Origin of the sequence: Prevotella sp. E15-22, from assembly GCF_023204875.1 — a bacterium.
Classification (GTDB): Bacteria; Bacteroidota; Bacteroidia; order Bacteroidales; family Bacteroidaceae; genus Prevotella.
The window spans coordinates 1,787,505-1,810,990 of record NZ_CP096247.1 but is presented as its reverse complement, the minus strand read 5'-3'; the positions used below and the strand labels follow the sequence as shown (position 1 = coordinate 1,810,990).

General features: G+C 45.7%; 23 protein-coding genes. 14 read left to right on the top strand and 9 right to left on the bottom strand.

Translation table 11 applies throughout. The annotated features are described in order from the left end of the window. The first annotated feature begins 8 nt into the window (after positions 1 to 8). From M1D30_RS07380 to M1D30_RS07370, 3 genes are all read left to right on the top strand, one after another. On the top strand, positions 9 to 1,562 hold the full coding sequence (locus tag M1D30_RS07380) for a peptide MFS transporter (protein WP_248502503.1): 1,554 nt from the start codon (positions 9 to 11) through the stop codon (positions 1,560 to 1,562). 12 nt (positions 1,563 to 1,574) lie between these two features. Further along, positions 1,575 to 2,495 carry an endonuclease/exonuclease/phosphatase family protein gene (locus M1D30_RS07375; RefSeq protein ID WP_248502502.1) on the top strand — a complete coding sequence of 307 codons (921 nt, stop codon included), beginning with the start codon at positions 1,575 to 1,577 and terminating at the stop codon, positions 2,493 to 2,495. 69 nt (positions 2,496 to 2,564) lie between these two features. After that, positions 2,565 to 3,242: an RNA polymerase sigma factor RpoD/SigA gene (locus tag M1D30_RS07370; RefSeq protein WP_248502500.1), complete on the top strand. Its 678-nt coding sequence runs from the start codon at positions 2,565 to 2,567 to the stop codon at positions 3,240 to 3,242. Positions 3,243 to 3,259: 17 nt separating this feature from the next. On the opposite strand, the gene galE is transcribed toward M1D30_RS07370, so the two are convergent. From galE to M1D30_RS07335, 7 genes are all read right to left on the bottom strand, one after another. Next, positions 3,260 to 4,300, bottom strand: a complete 1,041-nt coding sequence (gene galE / locus M1D30_RS07365; protein WP_248502498.1) for a UDP-glucose 4-epimerase GalE — start codon at positions 4,298 to 4,300, stop codon at positions 3,260 to 3,262. Between the two features lie 86 nt (positions 4,301 to 4,386). Then, positions 4,387 to 4,989, bottom strand: a complete 603-nt coding sequence (gene rsxA / locus M1D30_RS07360; RefSeq protein ID WP_248502496.1) for an electron transport complex subunit RsxA — start codon at positions 4,987 to 4,989, stop codon at positions 4,387 to 4,389. Between the two features lie 6 nt (positions 4,990 to 4,995). Continuing rightward, a complete protein-coding gene (locus tag M1D30_RS07355) occupies positions 4,996 to 5,577 on the bottom strand; it encodes an RnfABCDGE type electron transport complex subunit E (RefSeq protein ID WP_248502488.1) in 582 nt (193 codons plus the stop codon). A gap of 4 nt (positions 5,578 to 5,581) precedes the next feature. Beyond that, positions 5,582 to 6,151 carry an RnfABCDGE type electron transport complex subunit G gene (locus M1D30_RS07350; protein ID WP_248502486.1) on the bottom strand — a complete coding sequence of 190 codons (570 nt, stop codon included), beginning with the start codon at positions 6,149 to 6,151 and terminating at the stop codon, positions 5,582 to 5,584. Next, positions 6,148 to 7,149: an RnfABCDGE type electron transport complex subunit D gene (locus M1D30_RS07345; RefSeq protein ID WP_248502484.1), complete on the bottom strand. Its 1,002-nt coding sequence runs from the start codon at positions 7,147 to 7,149 to the stop codon at positions 6,148 to 6,150. Before M1D30_RS07345 ends, M1D30_RS07350 begins: the two co-directional genes overlap by 4 nt. Beyond that, complete coding sequence (gene rsxC / locus M1D30_RS07340; protein WP_248502483.1) at positions 7,146 to 8,516, bottom strand: electron transport complex subunit RsxC; 1,371 nt, start codon at positions 8,514 to 8,516, stop codon at positions 7,146 to 7,148. The genes M1D30_RS07345 and rsxC overlap by 4 nt, the downstream gene beginning before the upstream one ends. Beyond that, positions 8,513 to 9,394, bottom strand: coding sequence for a Fe-S cluster domain-containing protein (locus M1D30_RS07335; RefSeq protein WP_248502482.1), 882 nt, complete (start codon positions 9,392 to 9,394; stop codon positions 8,513 to 8,515). Before M1D30_RS07335 ends, rsxC begins: the two co-directional genes overlap by 4 nt. A 155-nt stretch (positions 9,395 to 9,549) precedes the next feature. Between M1D30_RS07335 and M1D30_RS07330 the strand changes: the two genes are divergently transcribed. The 4 genes from M1D30_RS07330 to rpe all read left to right on the top strand — a co-directional run bounded on the left by M1D30_RS07330 (position 9,550) and on the right by rpe (position 13,642). After that, a complete protein-coding gene (locus tag M1D30_RS07330) occupies positions 9,550 to 9,990 on the top strand; it encodes a hypothetical protein (protein ID WP_248502480.1) in 441 nt (146 codons plus the stop codon). A gap of 10 nt (positions 9,991 to 10,000) precedes the next feature. Next, the gene (locus M1D30_RS07325; protein ID WP_371874053.1) at positions 10,001 to 11,818 is read left to right on the top strand and encodes a chloride channel protein; all 1,818 of its coding nucleotides are present in this window, start codon (positions 10,001 to 10,003) and stop codon (positions 11,816 to 11,818) included. Between the two features lie 21 nt (positions 11,819 to 11,839). Then, the gene (gene fmt, locus M1D30_RS07320) at positions 11,840 to 12,808 is read left to right on the top strand and encodes a methionyl-tRNA formyltransferase (protein ID WP_248502478.1); all 969 of its coding nucleotides are present in this window, start codon (positions 11,840 to 11,842) and stop codon (positions 12,806 to 12,808) included. A gap of 186 nt (positions 12,809 to 12,994) precedes the next feature. Then, complete coding sequence (gene rpe, locus M1D30_RS07315; protein WP_248502477.1) at positions 12,995 to 13,642, top strand: ribulose-phosphate 3-epimerase; 648 nt, start codon at positions 12,995 to 12,997, stop codon at positions 13,640 to 13,642. A 36-nt stretch (positions 13,643 to 13,678) separates the two neighbouring features. Here the strand turns inward: rpe and M1D30_RS07310 are convergent, their stop codons facing one another. Together M1D30_RS07310 and uxuA are read right to left on the bottom strand one after the other, a co-directional pair. Further along, complete coding sequence (locus M1D30_RS07310; RefSeq protein WP_248502475.1) at positions 13,679 to 14,278, bottom strand: RNA polymerase sigma factor; 600 nt, start codon at positions 14,276 to 14,278, stop codon at positions 13,679 to 13,681. Between the two features lie 263 nt (positions 14,279 to 14,541). Next, positions 14,542 to 15,795, bottom strand: coding sequence for a mannonate dehydratase (gene uxuA, locus M1D30_RS07305; RefSeq protein WP_248502473.1), 1,254 nt, complete (start codon positions 15,793 to 15,795; stop codon positions 14,542 to 14,544). A 116-nt stretch (positions 15,796 to 15,911) separates the two neighbouring features. On the opposite strand from uxuA, the gene ileS reads away from it, so the two are divergent. From ileS to M1D30_RS07275, 7 genes are read left to right on the top strand one after another with little or no spacing between them, the layout of a single operon-like run. Next, positions 15,912 to 19,352: an isoleucine--tRNA ligase gene (gene ileS, locus M1D30_RS07300; RefSeq protein WP_248502471.1), complete on the top strand. Its 3,441-nt coding sequence runs from the start codon at positions 15,912 to 15,914 to the stop codon at positions 19,350 to 19,352. Between the two features lie 5 nt (positions 19,353 to 19,357). Further along, on the top strand, positions 19,358 to 19,744 hold the full coding sequence (locus M1D30_RS07295; RefSeq protein ID WP_248502469.1) for a TraR/DksA family transcriptional regulator: 387 nt from the start codon (positions 19,358 to 19,360) through the stop codon (positions 19,742 to 19,744). Then, positions 19,741 to 20,361, top strand: coding sequence for a signal peptidase II (locus tag M1D30_RS07290; RefSeq protein ID WP_248502467.1), 621 nt, complete (start codon positions 19,741 to 19,743; stop codon positions 20,359 to 20,361). The genes M1D30_RS07295 and M1D30_RS07290 overlap by 4 nt, the downstream gene beginning before the upstream one ends. A gap of 1 nt (position 20,362) precedes the next feature. Further along, entirely contained in the window at positions 20,363 to 21,256 is an 894-nt protein-coding gene (locus tag M1D30_RS07285; protein WP_248502465.1) for a DUF4296 domain-containing protein, read from the top strand. 13 nt (positions 21,257 to 21,269) lie between these two features. Continuing rightward, positions 21,270 to 21,398: a hypothetical protein gene (locus M1D30_RS13740; protein WP_256466165.1), complete on the top strand. Its 129-nt coding sequence runs from the start codon at positions 21,270 to 21,272 to the stop codon at positions 21,396 to 21,398. Positions 21,399 to 21,416: 18 nt separating this feature from the next. Beyond that, on the top strand, positions 21,417 to 22,721 hold the full coding sequence (locus tag M1D30_RS07280; RefSeq protein WP_248502464.1) for an MFS transporter: 1,305 nt from the start codon (positions 21,417 to 21,419) through the stop codon (positions 22,719 to 22,721). Positions 22,722 to 22,765: 44 nt separating this feature from the next. Further along, positions 22,766 to 23,482: a 16S rRNA (uracil(1498)-N(3))-methyltransferase gene (locus tag M1D30_RS07275; protein ID WP_248502462.1), complete on the top strand. Its 717-nt coding sequence runs from the start codon at positions 22,766 to 22,768 to the stop codon at positions 23,480 to 23,482. The last annotated feature ends 4 nt before the right edge of the window (positions 23,483 to 23,486 follow it).

Sequence of the window (23,486 nt, the reverse complement as noted above, 5' to 3'; positions counted from 1 at the left end):
AACAAATTATGTTTAAAAACCATCCAAAAGGGCTATTGCTCGCTGCCCTCAGTAACATGGGCGAGCGCTTTGGCTATTACATCATGAACGCCGTACTGGCGTTGTTCCTCTGCTCAAAGTTCGGTTTGACCGATGGACAGAGTGGCTTCATCGCAGCCATGTTCCTTACCGCTATCTATGTGTTGAGTCTTGTGGGAGGTATCATCGCTGACCGTACCCAGAACTATAAGGCTACCATTGCTTGGGGTCTCGTGGTGATGGCTCTGGGCTATGTGCTCCTTTCAATCCCTGTACTCTCTACTCCTGACAACATGTCGTGGCTCCTGCCGTTCACCATCTTCGCTCTGGCACTTATCGCCTGTGGTAACGGTCTTTTCAAGGGTAACCTTCAGGCCATTGTGGGTCAGATGTACGACAACTTCGAAGCTAAGGCTGCACAAGAAGGACCAGAGCGCTTGAAATGGGCTCAGGGTCAGCGTGATGCTGGTTTCCAGATCTTTTATGTGTTTATCAATGTGGGTGCCCTCGTGGCTCCGTTTATTGCGCCCCTTCTCCGTAGTTGGTGGCTCAATGTTCATGGACTCACTTATAATGCGGACCTGCCTAAGTTGTGTCACGCGTATATTGCTGGTAATATCACTGATAATGATTTGACCAACCTCAACGAGTTGGTGGTTAAGGTAGGTGGCAACACTGCTGATCTTTCGGCTTTCTGCACCCAGTATCTTGACATCTTCAATACGGGCATCCACTATTCGTTCATTGCCTCTGTGGTCACCATGCTCATCTCTCTTTGCATCTTCCTGTGGTCTAAACATCTATTCCCCACACCAGGCAAGAAGGAAGCAACAACTTCTGTTGACTATACGGAGGAGGAGAAGCTTGCTATGGCTAAGGAGATTAAGCAGCGCATGTACGCTTTGTTCGCTGTACTTGGCATTGCTGTATTCTTCTGGTTCTCTTTCCACCAGAATGGTCAGTCGTTGTCGTTCTTCGCACGCGACTTTGTTCAAACTGACTCTATTGCTCCTGAGATTTGGCAGGCTGTAAATCCATTCTTTGTTATCTTCCTTACGCCCATTATCATGTGGATATTCGCTAAGCTCACCAAGAGCGGCAAGGCCATCTCTACGCCTCGTAAGATTGCCTATGGTATGGGTATCGCAGGTATTGCTTATTTGTTCTTGGCTATTTATTCTGCAACACAGGGTTATCCCTCTGCCAACGAATTTACCGCTTTGGCTGACTCTGCCAAGGCAGGCCTGAAGGCAGGTCCTTGGGTGCTCATCGTTACTTATTTCTTCCTTACTGTAGCTGAGCTGTTTATCTCGCCTCTGGGCTTGTCATTTGTATCAAAGGTGGCTCCTAAAAATCTTCAGGGCCTCTGTCAGGGTCTTTGGTTGGGTGCTACGGCCGTGGGTAACGGCTTGCTGTGGATAGGTCCGCTTATCTATAATGAATGGCCTGTTTGGATCTGCTGGACAGTGTTCCTCGTAGTCTGTGTTATATCTATGGCTATCATGTTCGGTATGGTTAAGTGGCTTGAACGTGTTACTAAGTAAATATAACTATAGGTGATTATTTCACTTTTGCTATCCTCCTTTCTCACGCTTGTTGAGTTGAACTGTGAAAATTTGTTTGATACTCAGCATGATGTGGGAAAGGAGGATTCTGAATTTCTATCTGATGGTATACGCCATTGGACGCCAACGAAATATTGGAACAAATTGAATGATATTGGGCAGGAGATTTTGTCCTGTTCCGATGATTTACCCGATATTGTTGCTTTAGTAGAGGTAGAAAATGATTCGGTTCTCAGAGATTTGACTCGTAGATCTCTACTCCGTCATGCAGGGTATCAATACCTGATGACGGAATCGAAGGATGTCCGTGGCGTTGATGTGGCTTTCTTATATCAGCCGCATAGCTTCCGTCCCTTATGCTATGACTATTTGGAGGTGCCAGTGGTGAATGATATGCGTCCTACACGTGATGTTCTCTATGTGAAAGGACAATGTGTTTCTGGTGATACCTTACATGTTTTTGTTGTTCATGCCCCTAGTCGTTATGGTGGAGAACTTGAGACTCAGGCTTACCGATTGCAAGTAAGTCAAATAATCCTAAAGGCTTTATCGCATATCAATGATCAGTCCAAGGTCTTGATTGCTGGCGACTTTAACGACTATGCTGACAGTCCTTCTATACAGTTACTTTGTCATTCTGGTCTTATAAATGTGACCCGAGGGGCTCGTGGCCTTCATGGCGCACCTGCAAACTATCGTTATCGAGGTGAATGGCATTCGCTTGACCATGTGTTAGTATCTCCTGGTCTGGCTGCGAAGGTAGATAATTCCTATATTAATGATGCCCCATTTCTGATGGAAGAGGAACCGACGTATGGGGGGAAACGACCACGACGCACTTTTCGTGGAATGCGTTATCAGCGTGGATATAGTGATCACTTGCCTTTGGTCGTGCGTTTTAAGATGGATTAGATGGACGACACCTGGGAAAATCCACTGATAAAATTTGGTAGTTCGCACGAATTACACTAACTTTGCGGCATGGAAGACAAAATACTGAATACATATCTTGACGAGATAGGGCGTGAGCAGTTACTCACTGAAGAGGAGGAAGCACGCCTGTCTGCCCGCGTCCTGAAAGGGGATGAGAGGGCTCTGAATAAATTGATAGAAGCGAATCTGAGGTTTGTTGTGGTGATAGCACGCCAGTATCAGGGTAAAGGACTGAGTATGGAAGACCTGGTGAGTGAAGGCAACATGGGTCTGATGAAAGCTGCAACGAAATTTGATGCCACAAGGGGACTTAGGTTTGTTAACTATGCCGTGGTGTTTATCAGACGACAGATAGAGAAAGCGTTGGACAAAGAGAGCTCGGAACAGCGCGTGGAGAGTACATGTGATGGACAGACACGGTCGGTGGATGCACCACTGGGCTCGAAGGCGAATGTAAGTCTGTTGTCTGTATTGGTGAATTCAGACTCGCCCATGGCCGACCAGAGAGTATATGATGCTAATCTTGCGGAAGCAATTGAACAAGCGCTGGAGGACCTGAATGATAGGGAAAAGGCTGTAATCGTATCTTATTACGGCATTGGAACGGAAAGAATGACAATGAGTGAAATTGGCGAACAGATGGGACTCAAAAGAGAACGGGTGCGCCAGATACGAGATCGTGCCACACGGCGCATGAGAAAAAAAATAGCGATTAGGAAAGCCTAATCGCTATTTTTCTTTTCTTACTGAATACCACGCTCGCGCAGTTTTTCTTGCCAGCGCCATGCTGTACGCAGGATCTCATCTGTAGGTGTCTCTGCCTTCCAGCCAAGAACCTTGTTGGCTTTGTCGACATTACCCCAAACCTGCTCGATATCGCCTTCACGACGTGGAGCGTAGGTCCAGTTAACTTTTACGCCTGTAGCTTTTTCGAAGCCCTCAACAACCTCGAGTGTAGACAATCCCTTACCAGTACCAATGTTGAATACCTCAACAGCTTCGCACTCAGGCTTGTCGAGTACACGCTCCATGGCCTTGACGTGAGCCTTAGCCAAATCAACTACATAGATATAGTCGCGGATACAGGTCTTATCGGGAGTGTTGTAATCGTTTCCAAAAATCTTCAACTGCTGACGAATGCCCATGGCAGTCTGAGTGACGAAAGGAATAAGGTTCATGGGCACACCATTGGGCAATTCGCCGATGAGTGCTGATGGGTGGGCACCGATGGGGTTGAAATAACGAAGGATGATGCTCTTAATGGGGGCACCGCTGTGGATGTAGTCCTGAATGATCTCCTCGTTCACCTGCTTGGTGTTGCCGTAAGGCGACATGGCCTTCTGGATGGGTGCATTCTCTGTGACAGGTAGATTCTCAGGTGCTGGCTGACCATATACGGTGCAGCTTGATGAGAAAATAATACCCTTGACATCATACTTTGGCATGAGCTCCAGAAGATTGATGAGTGAGGTAAGGTTGTTGCGATAGTAGAGTAGAGGCTTCTCGACGCTCTCACCTACGGCCTTTGAGGCTGCAAAGTGGATGATTCCCTCAATCTTGGGGTACTTCTTGAACACACCTTCCAGGGCCTCGAAGTCGCAACAATCAACTTGCTCGAAAGCAGGACGGATTCCTGTGATCTTCTCGATACCATCAACAACATTGGCATTAGAATTAGAGAGGTTATCGATGATGACTACTTCATAACCTGCTTCCTGCAGTTCTACGGTGGTGTGGCTGCCAATGAAGCCGGTGCCACCTGTGACGAGGATTGTTTGTTTCATTTTTTCTATAGTTTAGAAGTTCGTTTTATTTGTTTTGCGTGCAAAGATAGTGTTTTTTTCTGAAATCACCATCCTTTTCGTTGTTTTTATTCAAGACCCATGAGTTTGCGAAGACCAACATCTACGCCAGAAAAACCCATAAAGGCAAGACTTAACAAACCTGCTGTGACCAATACAATTGCCATGCCACGCATGCCTTTTGGGATGTTGGTGATAGCCAGTTGTTCGCGGATGCCGGCAAAAACGGTGAGTGACAAGCCAAAGCCAATGGCAGTTGAGAAGGCATAGACTAAACTCTGAAGGAGAGTCATGTCTTTCTGGATGACTAGGATTGCTACACCGAGCACAGCACAGTTGGTGGTGATGAGAGGAAGGAAAATTCCTAGGGCCTGATAGAGTGTGGGTGAGAGCTTCTTGAGGATAATCTCGACCATCTGTACAAGTGAGGCGATGACAAGGATGAATACGATGGTTTGCAGATACTCGAGATTTGCTGGCGTCAGAACAAAGGTCTGGACGAGCCAGGTAACAAAGGTGGCGAGCACCATAACGAAGGCTACGGCCATGGACATGCCCATAGATGTACCTATCTTCTTGGAAACACCCAGGAATGGACATATGCCGAGGAACTGCGCCAATACTATGTTGTTGACGAAAATGGCGCTGATAAAAATCAGAATGTATTCCATAGTCTCTTATTTCTTCAGTTTGTTTACAATAGCAATGAGATAGCCCAATGTGATAAAGGCGCCTGGGGCAAGAACAAAGAGCAGGATGTTATAATGCTCGGGAATGAAGGTCCAACCAAAGATGGAACCTGAGCCTAGAACCTCGCGCACAATGCCAAGGAGAGTGAGACCAAGTGTGAAGCCTAGTCCGATGCCGACTCCGTCAACAAGGGATGCTAGTGGTGTGTTCTTGGCGGCAAAGGCCTCGGCACGCCCCAATATGATGCAATTGACCACAATAAGGGGAATAAATAGACCTAGAGCTTTGTCGATGTCTGGCAGATAGGCTTTAATGGCCATTTGGAGCAGGGTGACAAAGGCAGCGATAATCACGATGAATACGGGAATTCGTACTTTGTCGGGGGTGATGTTCTTGATACAAGAGATGACGACGTTGGTGCATAGAAGCACGGTCATGGTAGCCAACCCCATCGATAGACCGTTGAGGGCAGAGGTGGTGGTGGCTAGCGTGGGACACATGCCCAACATAAGGACAAATGTGGGGTTGTCCTTGATGATGCCGTTCTTGATAATCTGGATATAACTCATGACTTTAATTCTTCAATCCTAAATATGCTTTATATGCGTTGTTCACTGCCAGTAGGAAGGCTCGACTCGTGATGGTTGAGGCGGTGATAGCATCTACTTGGCCACCGTCCTTCTTGACATAGAGGCTGTCTGCAGGGGTCATTCCGATGATGCAGCCGTTCTGTCCCTCTTGAAACCACTGGTCTGCTTTAGCTCCAAGACCTGGCGTTTCCTGGTGCTCGAGGATGGTATAGCCCAAAATGGTGCCTTCGGCATTGAAGCCTACTAGAACCTTGAGTGGACCACCGAATCCTAGTGTAGTACTTTCTACAGCAGCCCCTTTCTTGTTATGATAGATAATAAATACTTGGTCCTTACCCTTAGCGTCGCATTGGTGAAGAGTATCTATAGAGGTTACTTCGATTTTGTTGCTGGCCATCACATTTTTAATACCTTCCTGAAGGGCCTCATTTTTCTGAAGAGCAATGGGGGTAGCGGTGAGATGGTTCATGTAAGCCAGGACTAGTCCCATGAGTACAGCAACGCTTGTGAGGACTAAAACCATATTTATAAAGGTGGATTCTAGCTTCTTCATTTCTTTACCTCCTCTCCGTAGCGTTTGGGCTTAAATTGATTGTTGATGAGTGGCGTAAATGCGTTCATGATGAGAATGGCGAACGACATGCCCTCGGGATAGGCTCCCCAGTTGCGAATGATGATGGTGAGTAGACCGATACAAATGCCATAGACTAACTGTCCTTTTGGGGTCATGGGTGATGTGACATAGTCAGTGGCCATGAAAATGGCTCCCAAAAGGAGACCGCCGCTAAGGATAACGGTGGTAGGGTCTGCATAGACTGGATCAATTAGGTGCATAATGCCGCTGAACACAAACACGGTGGCAATGATGCTTATGGGGATGTGCCAAGTAATGATGCGGCGCCATAGCATGAAAGCAAAGCCTGCCAAAAGGGCTAAACCACAAATCTCACCAATAGTACCTGCACCTCCGCCTAACGAATGGTTGCCCAAGAGAAGGCTAAAGGCATCTGGCAGTTGGTTTAGTACTTCGACATCGTGGTTTTGTATGGCTTGCTTCATCAGTGCTAGTGGGGTGGCACCTGTAGTGACGTCGGTGTATTGAAGCAAGTGACCAGGTTGGGGCCAACTAGTCATCTGGGCTGGAAATGCCACTAATAGGACGCATCGGCCAACAAGGGCAGGATTGAAGATGTTGTTGCCTAGTCCGCCAAAGGTCATCTTACCTACGCCGATTGCAAAGAGAGCTCCGATAAAGATTATCCAAATAGGGAGGTTGGAGGGCAGATTCATGCCTAGAAGCAGACCTGTAAGTGCGGCCGAGCCGTCAAGGATTGTATTGCGCTGGTTGCCTAGTACAAAACGATTGATGAACCACTCCAAGAAAATGCAAGCTGTCACACTTGTGAGACAGACAATAGCTGATCCTATTCCAAAATAGGCAAATGATACGAAGAGAGCAGGTAAGAGGGCTATGAGAACACCATACATGTTGCGCTCAACGGTATCGGTGCCATGGATGTGTGGCGATAATGATACGATGAATTTATTCATTGTTTCTTTGTATTTCTGTTTCGAATAATACCCATGACTGTTTGTTTGCCTTGGCGGATATGATCAAGCAGGGGACGATGGGCAGGACATGTGAATTGGCAAGAGCCGCACTCAATACAACTGATAATGTCTTCGTGCTCGGCTTCTTCCCATTGTTTAAAGGCAGAGAGCTTGGACAGCAGATAGGGCTCCAATCCCATGGGACATACACCTACGCATTTGGCGCAACGGATGCAGGGCTGGGGTTCCAGACGACGGGCTTCATCGCCAGAAAGAATGGTGACAGAGTTGGTGCCCTTGCAAATGGGAACTTCTGTCGAGGTGAGGGCTTTGCCCATCATGGGGCCACCCGCCAAGAGTTTGTTTTCGCCTTCGGGCAATCCTCCGCATAGGTCGATGAGCATCTGCATGGGGGTGCCCATGCGTACCAAGTAGTTGCTGGGTTTTTGAAGACGCTTTCCTGTGACGGTGGTATAGCGTTCGAATAATGGCTTGCGTTTCATAACTGCTTCATATACAGCATATGCAGTGCCAACGTTCTGAACTATTGCTCCAACGTTTACTGGAATGGCTGGCGGCGCTGGTACCTGTCGACGGATAACGGCATCTACGAGTTGCTTCTCGCCACCTTGGGGATAGCGCTGTTTCAAGGGAACCACCTCGACGTGATAGGGTGAGCTGTGGAACACCTCGGCGCATTTCTGAGTGAGGAGGGCGATGGCCTTGGGCTTGTTGGTCTCGATGCCAATATAGCCATTTGTGACCTTGGCTGCTTTCATCAAAAGTTCTAAACCTACGAGTATCTCATCTGCTTTCTCCATCATCAGACGGTAGTCGGCGGTGATATATGGTTCGCACTCCACGGCGTTGATGATGACGCATTCTGCTTTGGCTGTGGGAGGCGGACATAATTTGATAAAGGTGGGAAATCCAGCACCACCCATGCCTGTAATACCGCCTAGTTTAATACGCTCTATAATCTCTTGTGAGGTGAGTTCAGGATGATTACTCACAGTCTCTAATGTTGAGCTGCGATCTATGCTTTCCTCCCATTCGTCACCCTCAACATCAATGAATATAGCGGGTTTGCGATAGCCGGTGGCATCGATGGCAGAATCGATTTTGGCCACTATGCCACTAACGGACGAATGGATGGGGGCCGACACAAAACTGCTTGCCTCGGCCAAAAGGGTACCCACTTTTACCTTGTCGCCCTTTTGAACAACAGGACGAGCTGGAGCTCCGATATGTTGTGATAAAGGGAATATGGCTTGTTGGGGAAGAGGAGCCACTTGAGTGACTTCCTCGTGCGTCAGCTTGTTTTCCTCGGGGTGGATACCTCCTATGCGAAATGTTCTGATATTCATGATAATGTGGTTTTCTCGGGTTGCTCAACTGATACAGGAACGTCCGATTTCCTTTCAGGAAAATTAACGGCATGGATAGCCTTGGTAGGACATGCCTCAACGCACTTGCGACACAGTCGACACTTGTTGGCGTCAATGTATGATACGTTGTTACCCTGGGTAATGGCGTCGAACTGGCAAGCCTTGGTGCACTTTCCACAACCTATACATGCAGCCTTGCATGATTTTATGGCAACGGCGCCCTTGTCCTTGTTAACGCATGATACGAAGACACGGCGTCCCTTGACGCCTTTCTTGCGGAGCTCGATGATAGTGCGTGGACACGCCTTTACACATGATCCACAAGCAGTACATTTTTGTTCGTCGACCTCGGGAAGATTCGTGTCAGGGTTCATGTGTATGGCATCAAAGGGACATGCGTCAATACAATCACCGCAACCTAAACAACCATAGCCGCAACCGGTCTCGCCGGCACCGCAAGCGTGCATGGCAGCACAGGTATGTAACCCTACATACTCTGCAGTTTTAACGCGCTTGTCGCACGAACCGCTGCATCGCACGACAGCTATCTTGGATTCGCCATTAGCTATGGCCATACCCAAAAGATCTGCCACGCGAGTCATCGTGTCGACACCACCCACTGGACAATTCAGTCCGTCAATGTTGCCTTTGTCGGCACCTTTAACCAAAGCTTCAGCAAGTCCTCCACATCCGGCAAAGCCGCATCCACCACAGTTGGCACCCGCCAACAATGCGTTGACCTGCTGAATGCGTGGGTCTTCGTAGACGGCAAACTTCTTGGAACATACGTACAGCACAATGGCTGCTATCAGTCCTATGCTACCCAAAACGATCACCGCAATAAGAAAAAAATCCATAAGTTTTGTTGAGTTCAATTTGTTTGTGCAAAGGTACTACAAAAAAATGATTTAGGGTGAAGGAATGGTCTTTTTTTTCAAAAATATGACGTTTCGCTTGCAAATACAAATCTTTTTTGATACTTTTGCACTGAAAAAGAGTGAAAACCAAAGTTATGAATGCAACAGAACAAACACTGCAACAGATTCTGAGGGCACTAAGAAAGGTGGCCGAGAAGTTTCCTAACAACATCGAGGCATCGGTGCTTACCGATATCCATATCAGAGCTAATCAGGATACGGGTGAGGTTCAGGTGTTCGACGACGATGAACGCGAGCTTACACGCTGTGTGGTGGAGCAGTGGATTGAGAACAAGGATGACGACTTCTATAATCAAGCCGCCTCTGTTTTTCGCGGATGTATTGAGAAGGAGAAAGACTTGATGGAAAACCTCTCGATTCTCAAACCCTATGCCTTTGTACTAGAGGATGAGGATCGCGATTCGGTAGCTGAACTCTATGTGGTGGATGATGACACCGTGATTATTGACACTGAACTGATGAAGGATCTGGACAAGGATCTGGATGATTTCTTTGAGAACTTGCTGAAATCATAAAATGATTGGGATGACAGAATCAGTAACAGACTCGACATCGGCATCCTATTCTACGTTTATCTTGCGTATATACCAGTGGCGCGAGAAGCATATCAGCGAACGTATGTTTGTGCTGATATTGGCTTTTCTTGTGGGTTTTTTTGCTGCAGTAGCAGCCTTTGTGCTTCATTGGTTTATTAACCAAATAGTTGCTTTGCTCACTAGTTCTTTTGATGCGGGAAGCAGTAACTGGCTCTATCTTGTCTATCCTGTGGTTGGTATTTACCTAACCTCGCTTTTTGTACGCTATATCGTGAAGGATAATATCTCGCACGGTATCACGCGTATCCTCTATGCCATAAGTCAGAATCGTTCGCGTTTGCGTTCGCACAATACTTGGTCGAGTGTTATCGCATCTGCCATCACCATCGGCTTCGGTGGCTCTGTAGGTGCAGAGGCGCCTATTGTACTTACTGGTTCGGCAATTGGTTCGAACCTAGGAAAGTTGTTCAAGATGGACAGTAAGACGCTGATGCTATTGGTGGGTTGTGGCGCTGCAGGTGCTATTGCTGGTGTATTTAAGGCACCTATTGCAGGTCTTGTCTTCACAATTGAAGTGTTGATGATCGACCTGACAATGGCATCGCTGATGCCTATTTTGGTGAGTTGCGTCACAGCCACATGTTTTACGTATATTTTTAGTGGTGATGCCGCCCTGTTTACATTCCATTTGGATAATGCGTGGACGGTGGAGCGTGTACCAGGGTGTATCGGTTTGGGCGTGTTTTGCGGATTAGTTAGCTTGTATTTTATCCGTACAATGGGCTTCTGTGAGGATATCTTTGCTCGCTTCAAGGAAAAGCCGTATGTAAAACTGCTGATTGGTGGCACTATGCTTAGTCTGCTGATATATCTATTTCCATCGCTCTATGGTGAGGGTTATGGCGCTATTAACTTGTTGCTGAATGGTGCGTCTGATTCAGACTGGGGACGTGTGATGAATAATTCGCTTTTTGCCGGGCATACGGATATGCTACTCGTATATATCGCTTTGGTTTTGCTGACCAAGGTCTTTGCCACATCGGCCACGAATGGTGGTGGCGGTTGTGGTGGTACGTTCGCACCTTCGCTGTTCATAGGTTGCTTTAGTGGTTTTTTCTTCTCACGTATATGGAATATGTATGAGGTGGGTACGTTCTTACCCGAGAAAAACTTTGCATTGATGGGTATGGCGGGCGTGATGTCGGGCGTGATGCATGCACCACTTACTGGAATCTTCCTCATTGCAGAGTTGACCGGTGGCTATGATCTTTTTCTGCCTCTGATGATTGTGAGCATATGTTCATATCTTACGATTATCCTCTTTGAACCGCATAGTATCTACAGTTCTCGATTGGCTAAGCAGGGTAAACTGATTACGCACCATACAGACCATGCGGTGCTGACGCTGATGCAGATGGATAGTGTGATTGATCGCGATTACCTGACGGCAGAGCCCGATACGGAATTGGCTGACATTGTGAGGAAAATCAGTCAGTCGCGCAGTCGTGTGATTCCGGTGGTGGATGGTGCTGGCAACTTATTGGGAGAGATTGATATCGCTAAGATTAGAAATATAGTGTTCCGTACAGAACTCTATCATCATTTCAGGGCAGGACAACTGATGCAGGAACCGAAGGCTGTTCTGAGCGATAATATTCCGATGGCTGAGGTGATGAAGACATTTGAGAATACGCAGGCTTCGTGGCTGCCGGTGCTCGATCAGGAGAATCACCTGAAAGGCTATATCTCGCGCCGACGTGTTTATACACAATACCGCAAGATGGTGGCTGACCTTAGTGAGGACTGATGATAAATGATTTGTGAAGAAATGAAGAAAGAAGATCTTAGAATAATTTTCATGGGCACGCCAGAGTTTGCGGTGGAGACCCTAAAAGCTCTTGTTGATAATAATTATAATGTGGTGGCAGTGGTTACTCAGCCGGATAAACCTGTGGGGCGTCATCAAAACGAACTTCAGCCCTCGGAGGTGAAAAAGTTTGCGTTATCTCACAACTTACCAGTGTTACAACCGGTAAAGATGAAAGACCTGGAGTTCGTTGAGGAACTTCGCTCATATCATGCGAACCTTCAGGTGGTGGTGGCCTTCCGCATGTTGCCAGAGGTGGTGTGGTCTATGCCTGAGTATGGCACCTTCAACGTGCATGCGGCACTCTTGCCTCAGTATCGTGGTGCGGCTCCAATCAACTGGGCGGTTATCAATGGCGAAACGGAGACGGGCGTGACAACGTTCTTCCTGGACCACGATATCGATACAGGTTGCATCATTATGAAGAAACACTTCCCAATTCCTGATGATGCTAATGTGGAGTATGTGTACGACGGCTTGATGCACTTAGGAGCGGAAATCTGTTTAGAGACGCTGGATGCCATCGTTGCTGCTGATGGAAAACCGGAGAGCATACCGCAAGAGGAGATCGATAATTTGAAGCCTGCTCCTAAGATATTTAAGGAGACTTGTCAGATAGACTGGCATCAGTCGGCCAAAAAGACATACGACTTTGTGCGAGGTTTATCGCCTTATCCTGGGGCATGGACAACACTACGCGATGCGGAAGGGCATGATACGGTGCTCAAGATTTTCAGTACGACAAAGACTACCGACGAGGTTGATAACAGCAGGGTGGGGGCACTCCGTGCAGACCGCAAGCATCTTTTTGTTGCATGTGAAGACTGTTGGCTTCGAATAGATGAGCTTCAGTTAGCAGGCAAAAAGCGTATGGATGCACAGGCTTTCCTTAATGGAATGAAAGAAATAGAAAAATATTCTGCTATCTGATATAATAAATGTGTGGGCATTGCGTTACTTATATGTAACAACTGATAAAAGAAAGTGCCTATGCAGATTTTTACACATGAAGAAATGACTCCCAGTAAAAAGACCATTGAACTGATTAAAAAGATTGCCTACAGTTTTAATGTGGAGAATCAGCAGGTCTTTTGCATGAATTAAAGAAAAAGGAAAATGACGATTGTTTCACCTTCTCTTTTAGCGGCCGACTTTTTACATCTGGACCGCGATATTGATATGATTAATCGTTCAGAGGCCGATTGGTTGCATCTGGATGTGATGGACGGAGTATTTGTACCTAACATCTCATTTGGTTTTCCTGTGCTCGAGGCTGTAGCCAGCAAATGCCAGAAACCACTTGATGTTCATTTCATGATTGTACACCCTGAGCAGTATATTCTGCAAACGGCTCGACTTGGCGCTATGATGATGAATGTGCATGCAGAGGCTTGTACGCATTTGCATCGTACCGTGCAGGAGATTCATCAAGCTGGCATGAAGGCAGGTGTTACACTGAATCCATCCACTCCAGTTAGTGTGCTTCAAGATATCATTTGCGATGTGGATATGGTACTTTTGATGAGTGTAAACCCCGGCTTTGGAGGTCAAAAGTTTATTGAAAATACTATCCAAAAGGTGAAGCGTTTGCGCCAACTTATTATTGAGAGCGGCTCAAAAGCACTTATCGAAGTTGATGGCGGTGTGCAGGGCTCGACGGCTCCGCGGTTGGTAGAGGCAGGCTGTGACGTTCTGGTGAGTGGCAGTTACGTGTTCAAGGCGCCAGATCCGGAGAAAGTTATTAAAGAATTAAAAGCTCTGTAATCTTACAGAGCTTTTTTGTTTATCAGAAATACTTGTTTATCCGCAAAGGGCCAACTCAATCTGATTCTCCTTGGCCATGCGACGCAAATTGATGAGAGCGTAGCGCATGCGTCCCAGTGATGTGTTGATGCTGACACCGGTGAGTTCTGCAATCTCCTTGAACGATAGTTGCTGATAATAGCGCATATACACCACCTCGCGCTGGGTGGCTGGCAATACGTCGACCATCTTCTTGATATCGCGAAGTATTTGCTCATTGACCATCTCTGTTTCGCGACAGATGTCCATTACTGAGGCGCTCTTCAGGTTTTGTAGGTCGTTGTCCTTGTTGACTTCAACGATATGGTTGGCTTGTTGGGTGCGATACCAATCCATAATACAATTATGCGCAATACGCGTTAACCAAAACTGAAACTTGCCAGAGTCGGTGTACTGTCCCTGTTGCAACTTGGTGATGGCTTTGACAAACGTTTCCTGGAAAATGTCGTCAGCAACGTCATGATCGTGAACCACGAACATGATGTAGGTAAACAACTTGGTCTGACTGCGATTCAATAACTCATCGAACGCACGATTGTTGCCTTGAACGTAGAGCAGAGCCAACGCTTCGTCGGTCACTCCTTCAAATTTCTTCATATATGTACCAATTTTTTATGAAGTAAAATTTGTTTCGATAGGCAATAATTTTTGGTTTTACGAGTTATTTAATTGAATTATCGGGTGCAAAAATAAGTAAATTAATTCTAACGACCAAATATTTCGTTCGTTTTTTTACTTTTTACTATCAAAATAATTGTTGTCTAGCAGATAAATTTTTTCTTTTTGTGTTAAATCCTTAATATAATAACGGGCAAGTCATGTTGTTTGACCTGCCCGATATTGCGTTGTTATGATTGGCTTTAATCGAAGAATCCTGGTTGCTTGTACTCAATGCCAAGTTCGCGGTCAACGGTAGCAAGGATGCCCTGTACTTGACCAAGGGCGAACATGCGGCCGAGTAGGGTGTAGCCAGCATTGTGACCGTGGCTGCTCTCGTCCATAATTCCGCCAGGCTCATCGGTAAAGGTCATACCATGGTCCACACGCATGGGCAGAGCAGGATTCTCTTGCTCGAAGATACGACACAGCTCGATCAGGTCGGCACGACCGCCAAGGTGACTGGCTTCGGTGAAATCGCCATTGGGGAATATGTGGCATGAACGCAGGTGTACGAAGTGAGTGCGAGAGGCAAACTTCTTGGCCAACTCAACCACATTATTGTATGCTCCGGCAGAGAGTGAACCAGCACAGAATGTCAGACCATTATGCTTGTTGGGCACAGCATCGAGGAACCACTGGATATCCTCCTCGGTACGTACGATGCGTGGCAAGCCAAGAATCTCGATTGGGGGATCGTCGGGGTGAACACACATGTTCATGTTGCACTCCTCGCATACGGGCATGATAGCTTCGAGGAAGTACTTCATGTTGGCGCGTAACTTAGCCTTGTCGATGCCCTTATACAAATCGAGGAACTCGCGGAACTTTTGTACAGGAGCCTCGTCGTTCTCGCTGAAGTTACCGCTAACAAAACCCTGAGTCTTGATTACGATATTCTCAACCAACTTGTGGTCTTTCTCGGGAGTCATGGTCTTAGCCAACTCGTCGCACTCAGCGATAACACTACGACCTTTGCCCCAACCCTCGGGGAACTGGAACTTCTCCCACTCCTCGCGAGCGCCTGGACGCTTCAGAATATAAATGTCGAAATAAGCAAATTCGGCATAGTTGAAGTACAGGTTGGTTGCACCATTGGGGTTGTCGTGGAACAGGTCTGTACGAGCCCAGTCGAGCACTGGCATAAAGTTGTAGCAGATGCAGTGAATGCCTTCGGCTGCCAGATTGCGCAGACTCTCCTTGTATACCTCTATCTGGTGGTCGCGATCAGGACCGCCGTATTTGATTGTTTCTACAACGGGCAACGACTCTACTACGCTCCAACGCATGCCGTAGCTCTCGATGTAAGTCTTCAAATCGTGAATCTTCTCACGTGTCCAAACTTCACCTAGAGGCACATCGTGCAGGGCGGTTACAATACCCTCAACACCTATTTGTCTCAGTTGTGCAAGAGTAATCTTGTCTTTCTTGCCAAACCATCTCCATGTTCTTTCCATTTTTATCTTTTTTAAGTTAGAATTTCAAATTGCGTGCAAAGATAGTGAAAAATTTGGTTGTTACAAAATATTTTCGTACCTTTGCACGTCAAAAATAAAATAAGTACTTATAATATATGGCTAAGAGATTTGCCGAACATAACGGCTTGAACCTGACGCAGGTGAATAACGAGATTTTGGAGAAATGGATGAAGGAGGATATCTTTCATCGCAGCATTGAAGAACGCGAGGGATGCCCTCAATTCGTGTTCTTTGAGGGACCTCCATCGGCCAATGGTCATCCAGGTATTCACCACGTGCTAGGTCGTTCGTTGAAGGATACCTTCAACCGCTATAAGACTATGCAGGGCTTCCAAGTGAAGCGTAAGGCTGGTTGGGATACTCATGGACTTCCCGTGGAATTGGGCGTGGAGAAGGAACTTGGTATCACAAAGGCTGATATTGATAATAAAGAAAGCGAGAAATATATCTCGACAGAGGACTACAATAAGAAGTGCCGTGAGAATGTGATGAAGTTTACAGCAGAATGGCGTGAACTTACTGAGCGCATGGGCTATTTTGTAGATCTCGATAATCCTTATATTACTTACGATAACAAGTATATTGAGACCCTTTGGTATCTGTTAAAGCAGTTCTATAATAAGGGTTTGCTCTATAAAGGCTACACCATTCAGCCTTATAGTCCTGCCGCAGGAACAGGCTTGTCTTCACACGAGTTGAACCAACCTGGTTGCTATCGCGACGTGAAAGATACAACTTGCACTGCTTTGTTTAAGGTGAAATTGAGTGATGAGCATCCTGAGTTTGAGGAGTTCGCCAAGAAGTGGGGTACACCGTATTTCATGGCGTGGACAACAACTCCTTGGACATTGGCTGCCAATAGCGCTCTCTGTGTAGGTCCGAAAATCGACTATGTGGCTATTGAGACCTATAATCCTTATACTGCCGAGAAGATTACGGTGGTAATGGCTGAGGCTCGCGTGGCTGCTTACTTCGATACTGCAGCTGAGATTACCGACGGTGGCGAGATGCCTGAATATAAAAAAGGTGAGAAGTTCTTGCCTTACCGTGTGGTGGCTCACTATAAAGGAACCGGATTGGTTGGTATGGAGTATGAGCAACTTCTTCCCATGATTAAGCCAATGGGTGATGCCTTTAAGGTGATTCCTGGCGATTATGTGACAACGGAGGATGGTGCGGGTATTGTGCATATTGCGCCTAATTTTGGTGCCGACGATGCTTTTGTTGCAAAGAAAGCTGGTATTGGTCCTATTGTTCTTATCGACAAGAAAGGCAATGAGCGTCCTGTGGTTGACCTGCAGGGTAAGTATTTTGTCATTGATGATCTTGATGCGGACTTTGTGAACAAGTATGTTGATATTGAGAAGTGGAGTAAGTATGCTGGTCGTTATGTGAAGAACGCATACGATGATCAGCTAACTGATAAAGATGAGACACTTGATATCTCTATCTGCATGGATCTTAAGGCTGAAGGTAAGGCTTTCAAGATTGAAAAGCATGTACATAATTATCCTCACTGCTGGCGTACGGACAAACCAGTGCTCTATTACCCCTTGGATTCTTGGTTCATTAAAAGTTCGGCTTGTAAGGAGCGCATGAGCCAGTTGAATACCACCATTGGTTGGCATCCTGAGTCTACAGGTACTGGACGCTTTGGTAACTGGCTTGAGAATTTGAATGACTGGAACTTGTCGCGTAGTCGTTTCTGGGGCACACCTCTGCCTATCTGGCGTAGTGAAGATGGCGAAGAAAAATGTATCGGCAGTTTGGAGGAACTCTATTCGGAAATAGAAAAGGCCGTTGCTGCTGGTGTAATGAAGTCTAACCCGTTGAAGGATAAGGGCTTCGTTCCTGGTGATATGTCGAAGGAGAACTATGACAAGATTGATCTTCATCGTCCATATGTCGACTATATTATATTGGTAAGCGAGAGTGGCAAGCCCATGAAGCGCGAGAGTGACCTGATTGACGTATGGTTCGACTCTGGCTCTATGCCGTATGCACAGATTCACTATCCTTTCGAGAATCGTGAACTTATTGAAGACAATAAAGCATTCCCTGCTGATTTTATCAACGAGGGCGTTGACCAGACTCGTGGATGGTTCTTCACTTTGCATGCAATTGCAACAATGATTTTTGACTCTGTAGCTTTCAAGAACGTGATTTCTACGGGTCTCGTGCTCGATGCGAAAGGTAATAAGATGTCGAAGCATGTGGGCAACGTGATTAATCCCTTCGAGATGATAGAGAAGTATGGTTCTGATGCCGTTCGCTTCTATATGGTTACCAATTCTGAACCTTGGGATAATTTGAAGTTTGATCCAGAGGGTGTGGTTGAGATTAGTCGTAAGTTCTTCGGAACATTGTATAATACTTACTCACTCTTCGCTATGTATGCCAATGTGGACGACTTTGATCCGAAGGCTCCTCAAATTCCTGTTGAGAAGCGTCCAGAATTCGATCGTTGGATTCTCTCTTGTCTGAACTCGCTGGTAAAGGGCGTTGAAGAGGAAATGAACGGATTTGACCCCACGCGTGCAGGACGACTCATCGATAAGTTTGTAGATGAAGATCTCTCCAACTGGTATGTGCGACTGAATAAGAAGCGTTTCTGGGGTAAAGAGATGGATGAGGATAAGTTGGCTGCCTATCAGACATTGTACGAGTGCTTGATGACAGTGTCTAAGTTGCTCGCTCCGTTTGCACCTTTCTTTGCTGATCGTATCTACAATGATATGGGTGGCGAGATGGATAGCGTGCACTTGGAGAAATTCCCTGTTGCTAATCTGTCACTAGTAAATGCCGATTTGGAACAGCGTATGGAGATTGCTCAGCGCATCACAACTATTGTGTTGGCTCTGCGTCGAAAGGAAAGTATCAAAGTGAAGCAGCCTTTACAGACACTGATGATTCCTCCTGTGGATGAAGCTCAGCGAATGGCCATTGAGAGCGTGAAGGATATCTTCCTTCAGGAAGTAAACGTTAAAGATGTGAAATTCGTTGAAGGTCAGGGTATTCTGGTTAAGAAGGTAAAGTGCAACTTCCGTACGATGGGTAAGAAGTTTGGTAAACTGATGAAAGGCGTTGCCGCACAGATGGATGCGCTTACTCAGGAACAGATTGCTCAACTAGAGATGGAAGGTTCTATTGGAATCAATGTGGAAGGTCAAGACCTTACCGTTGAGGCTGTAGACGTTGATATCATCAGTGAAGATATTCCCGGATGGCTGGTAGGCAACGAGGGTAATCTTACTGTGGCCCTTGACATTACTTTGACTGACGACCTTCGTAATGAGGGTATGGCTCGAGAGTTAGTGAATCGTATTCAGAACATCCGTAAAAAGAGTGGTCTGGAGATTACCGACCGCATCTGTGTTCAGATAGAACCTAATGAAGCAGCAACTAAGGCTGTTGAGGCTTTTGGTGACTATATTGCCCGTCAGGTACTGGCCGATGATATTAAACTTGAAAATAATGAGGGTCAGACTGTTGAATTTGATGAATTTAAACTAAATATCAATATTACTAAATCTTAAGACTTATGGCGGAGAAGACACGCTACACTGACGAGGAACTCGAGGAGTTCCGCCAGATAATTAACGAGAAGTTGGCCTTGGCAAAACGTGACTACGACCTGATGATGGCTTCGTTGACTAATCAGGATTCTAACGATGTGGACGACACATCACCCACCTATAAGGCATTAGAGGAGGGTAGTGCAACACAATCAAAAGAGGATCTGATTCAGTTTGCAGCTCGTCAGCAGAAGTTTATTCAAGGATTGAAGGCTGCTTTAGTGCGCATTGAGAATAAAACTTATGGCATTGATCGTATCACAGGAAAATTAATTCCTGCAGAGCGCCTGCGTGCTGTGCCTCATGCTACGCTAAGTGTTGAGTCAAAACAATTGGAAAAGAAATTGAAGTGAGCAACACGAAAGTGCAGATTTCTAATGGAAAGATGGCGATGGTTGTCATCGCCATCATTCTATTGGTCGACCAGATTGTTAAGATCTGGGTTAAGACTAATATGAGTATCGGAGAAACGGTAATCCAGTGGGATGCATTCAATATCACCTGGTTTCGTATGACGTTCCTAGAGAATAACGGGGCTGCGGGCGGAATGCAACTCTTTGGCAGTAAAGTGTTTCTCACATTGTTTAGAATGATAGCCATAGGATTTGTAGGCTATTATTTATGGAAACTTAATAAACGTGTGGAGCCCGTTCGAAAGGGCTTTTTCCTCACGCTGGCGTTGATTCTGGCTGGCGCTGCAGGTAACCTTATTGATTGTTTGTTCTATGGCCTTTGCTTTAGCGCCTCAACAGGTTTTGATGTTAGTCAGTTCGTGGGCTTTGCTGGTGAAGGACATTATGCAGGATTCCTTGAGGGTCGTGTAGTCGATATGTTTGAACTACCTTTTACCTTCATATGGAATATTGCTGATGCAGCTATTACAATTGGTGTTATTTTGTTGTTGCTTGTTTACAGAAATGATTTGAATAATCTTTTGTCAAAGAACGTTCACACTACTTCTGCAGAATAAAGTGAATAAACTCTGGGGTATTATAATAATAGGTGTAACCTTGCTGATGGGTGCCTGCAAACCAGGTACGCCAAGTGAGTTTATTCAGCCTGATGATATGGAGGATATTCTTGTTGACTATCACTTGGCTAGGGCGATGGCAGAGCAAGATGGTGGTCCTTATGAGGAGACCAATTATCGACAAGCTCTCTATATAGAGGCTGTGCTTCAAAAATATGGATATACGAAATCAGAGTTTGATTCTTCGCTTGTTTATTATTATAAACGTGCTGATCGTTTCGTTGATATCTATGAGCATGTTGCTGAACGTTTGGAAGAGCAGGCTTTGTTGTTGGGTGCCACAGAGGGTGAGATTGGAAAATATGCGTCCTTGAATGCAAATGGTGATACGGCAAATATCTGGTCTGATCGTACGTCTTTGGCAATGATGCCATTACCTCCGTATAACAGATGGGACTTTAAGGTTGCTGTGGATAGCACCTTTAAAATGGGCGACAGTTTCCTGATGCAGTTTGTTTCAGACTATATGTATCAAGATGGTGTGCGTGAGGGTGTTCTTTATGTGTCAGTGTCATACGATAACGATACAATTATCAGTAGGAACATTAGATTCTCGGGTGGAGGTATTAATCAACTTCGCATACCAGAGTTTAATGACCATCAGATTGAATCTATCAAAGGCTTCTTCTATCTTGGTGATGGAAGTCATAGAACCACGACTACAAGATTACTTTTCTTGAGTAATATTCAGTTTATCAGGTTCCACAAGAAACAAGAAGAGAAGCAAGAAGTTGAGAATATGTTGTTTGATGAAAGTAACGATGAGAAACAGAAGGATAGCGTCGCACCAGGTATTGACAGAGAACGGCTCAGCCCTCGAATTATGCGTCGTTGAACTGGAGGACGGTGTGGTGAAAGATTATTATCTGCTAACTCATGAGTTGGAACATACTGAGTGGATTGGTGGAGACATTGTGTTGAAGAAAGATGAGAATGGTTGGCTTCGTGCCTTCCACAACGATATAATGATAAAGTAGAACTAAAACCTTTAGATTATGGATATCAAAGTTCGTTTGGCAGTAATGAACTTCTTGGAGTTCGCTGTATGGGGTGCTTACCTCACTTGTATGGGTAACTATCTTGGTGTTGCCGGTTTAGGTGATAAGATTTCATGGTTTTATGCCATACAGGGCATTGTGAGTATCTTTATGCCTACACTCATGGGTATTGTTGCCGATAAGTATATTCAGCCACAACGTTTGTTGGGATTATGCCATTTGCTAGCCGGTGGTTTCATGTTGAGTTGCTGGTGGATGGGCATGCAAGCTGGTTTTGGCAACGAGTTGCAGGATAAGTCAACGTTTATTCTGCTTTATACATTGAGTGTTGCGTTCTTTATGCCAACTATAGCATTGTCTAATACATCAGCATTCTGTATTCTTAAGAAGAATGGTATGGATACAGTCCGTGACTTCCCACCAATCCGTGTGTTGGGAACTGTTGGCTTCATTGTCACCATGTGGTTCGTCAACTGTGCTTACTTTGATGATTGTTTCGGTTTTACTTTAACAGACAATGCACATAAGTTCCAATATACCTATATGCAGTTCTTTGTCTCTGGTTTACTGAGCCTTGTGCTTTGTGCATATTGCTTCTCATTGCCTGAGTGTAAGATTGAAAAACGTGAACAGAAAGTATCACTGATGGAAACATTAGGACTTAATGCATTCAAGCTTTTCAAACGCAAGCAGATGGCCATGTTTTTCATATTCTCTGCCTTGCTTGGTATGTGCTTGCAGGTAACTAATGGTTATGCAGGTCCCTTTATTACCAGTTTTAAGGGCATTCCTGAGTTTGCAGATACTTTTGCTGCCAACAATGCAACGTTGTTGACGTCTATCTCACAGATTAGTGAGGCACTTTGTATTCTTATGATTCCTTTCTTCTTGAAGCGATTTGGTATCAAGGTGGTAATGCTTATGTCTATGTTTGCATGGGTGTTCCGTTTTGGTTTCTTTGGCGTTGGCGATCCCGCAATGCCCGGAGTTATCTTCTTTGTATTGTCATGTATCGTTTACGGTGTAGCCTTTGATTTCTTCAATGTTTCAGGTGGCATCTTTGTTGATCAGGAATGTGAACCTTCTATTAAGGCGTCGGCTCAGGGATTGTTCATGATGATGACCAATGGCTTAGGAGCAACTGTTGGAACGTTGGCTGCAGGTGAAATTGTGAATAAATATTGCCAATGGGAAGGCGGTTTCTTGGAAGGCGATTGGCAAACATGCTGGTTTATCTTTGCTGGTTTTGCTTTGGTCGTAGGCGTTGCATTTATGCTAGTATTCAATCCGGAAAAGAAGTAAGCAGAAAAACTATTTTGGAATAACTGAGGAAAGAAAATTAAGACATGAAGGAAACGAGATATTTCTTTGTTCCTAACGCACAGAATATACATGAACTGCCCGATGATGAGGCGGTTCATGCTGTTCGTGTGCTTCGCCTGACGGCAGGCGACGAGATGATGCTGATGGACGGTGAAGGATCGTTCTACAAGGCTAAGGTGACCTTAGCTACGCAGAAACGCTGTCTTTATGATATCGTTGAGATATTGCCACAAGAACGTCAGTGGCAGGGCTACGTTCATTTGGCTATTGCGCCTACAAAGTTGATGGAGCGCATTGAGTGGATGACAGAGAAAGCCGTTGAAGTGGGTATCGATGAGTTGTCGTTTTTGGATTGTCAGTTCTCTGAGCGCCGTTCGCTAAAGTTGCCTCGTATCGAGAAAATTGCTGTTTCAGCAGTAAAGCAGAGTCGTAAGGCTTACATGCCTCGTTTAAATGACCTCACGGCTTTCAAAACATTTATTAATGAGCATCGTGAGGGTCGTCGCTATATTGCCCATTGCTATAATGAAGTGCCTCGTGTGAACCTTTTCGATGAGCTTCGTAAGGGTGGGGCAGCTGAGGATGCTTTGGTCCTGATTGGTCCTGAGGGTGATTTCTCAATTGATGAAGTAAAGATGGCTGTTGATGCAGGTTTCATCTCTGTAGATTTAGGTAAGAGTAGGTTGCGTACAGAGACGGCAGGTCTCTCGGCCGTAATGATGATGCAATTATCGAAATAATAGT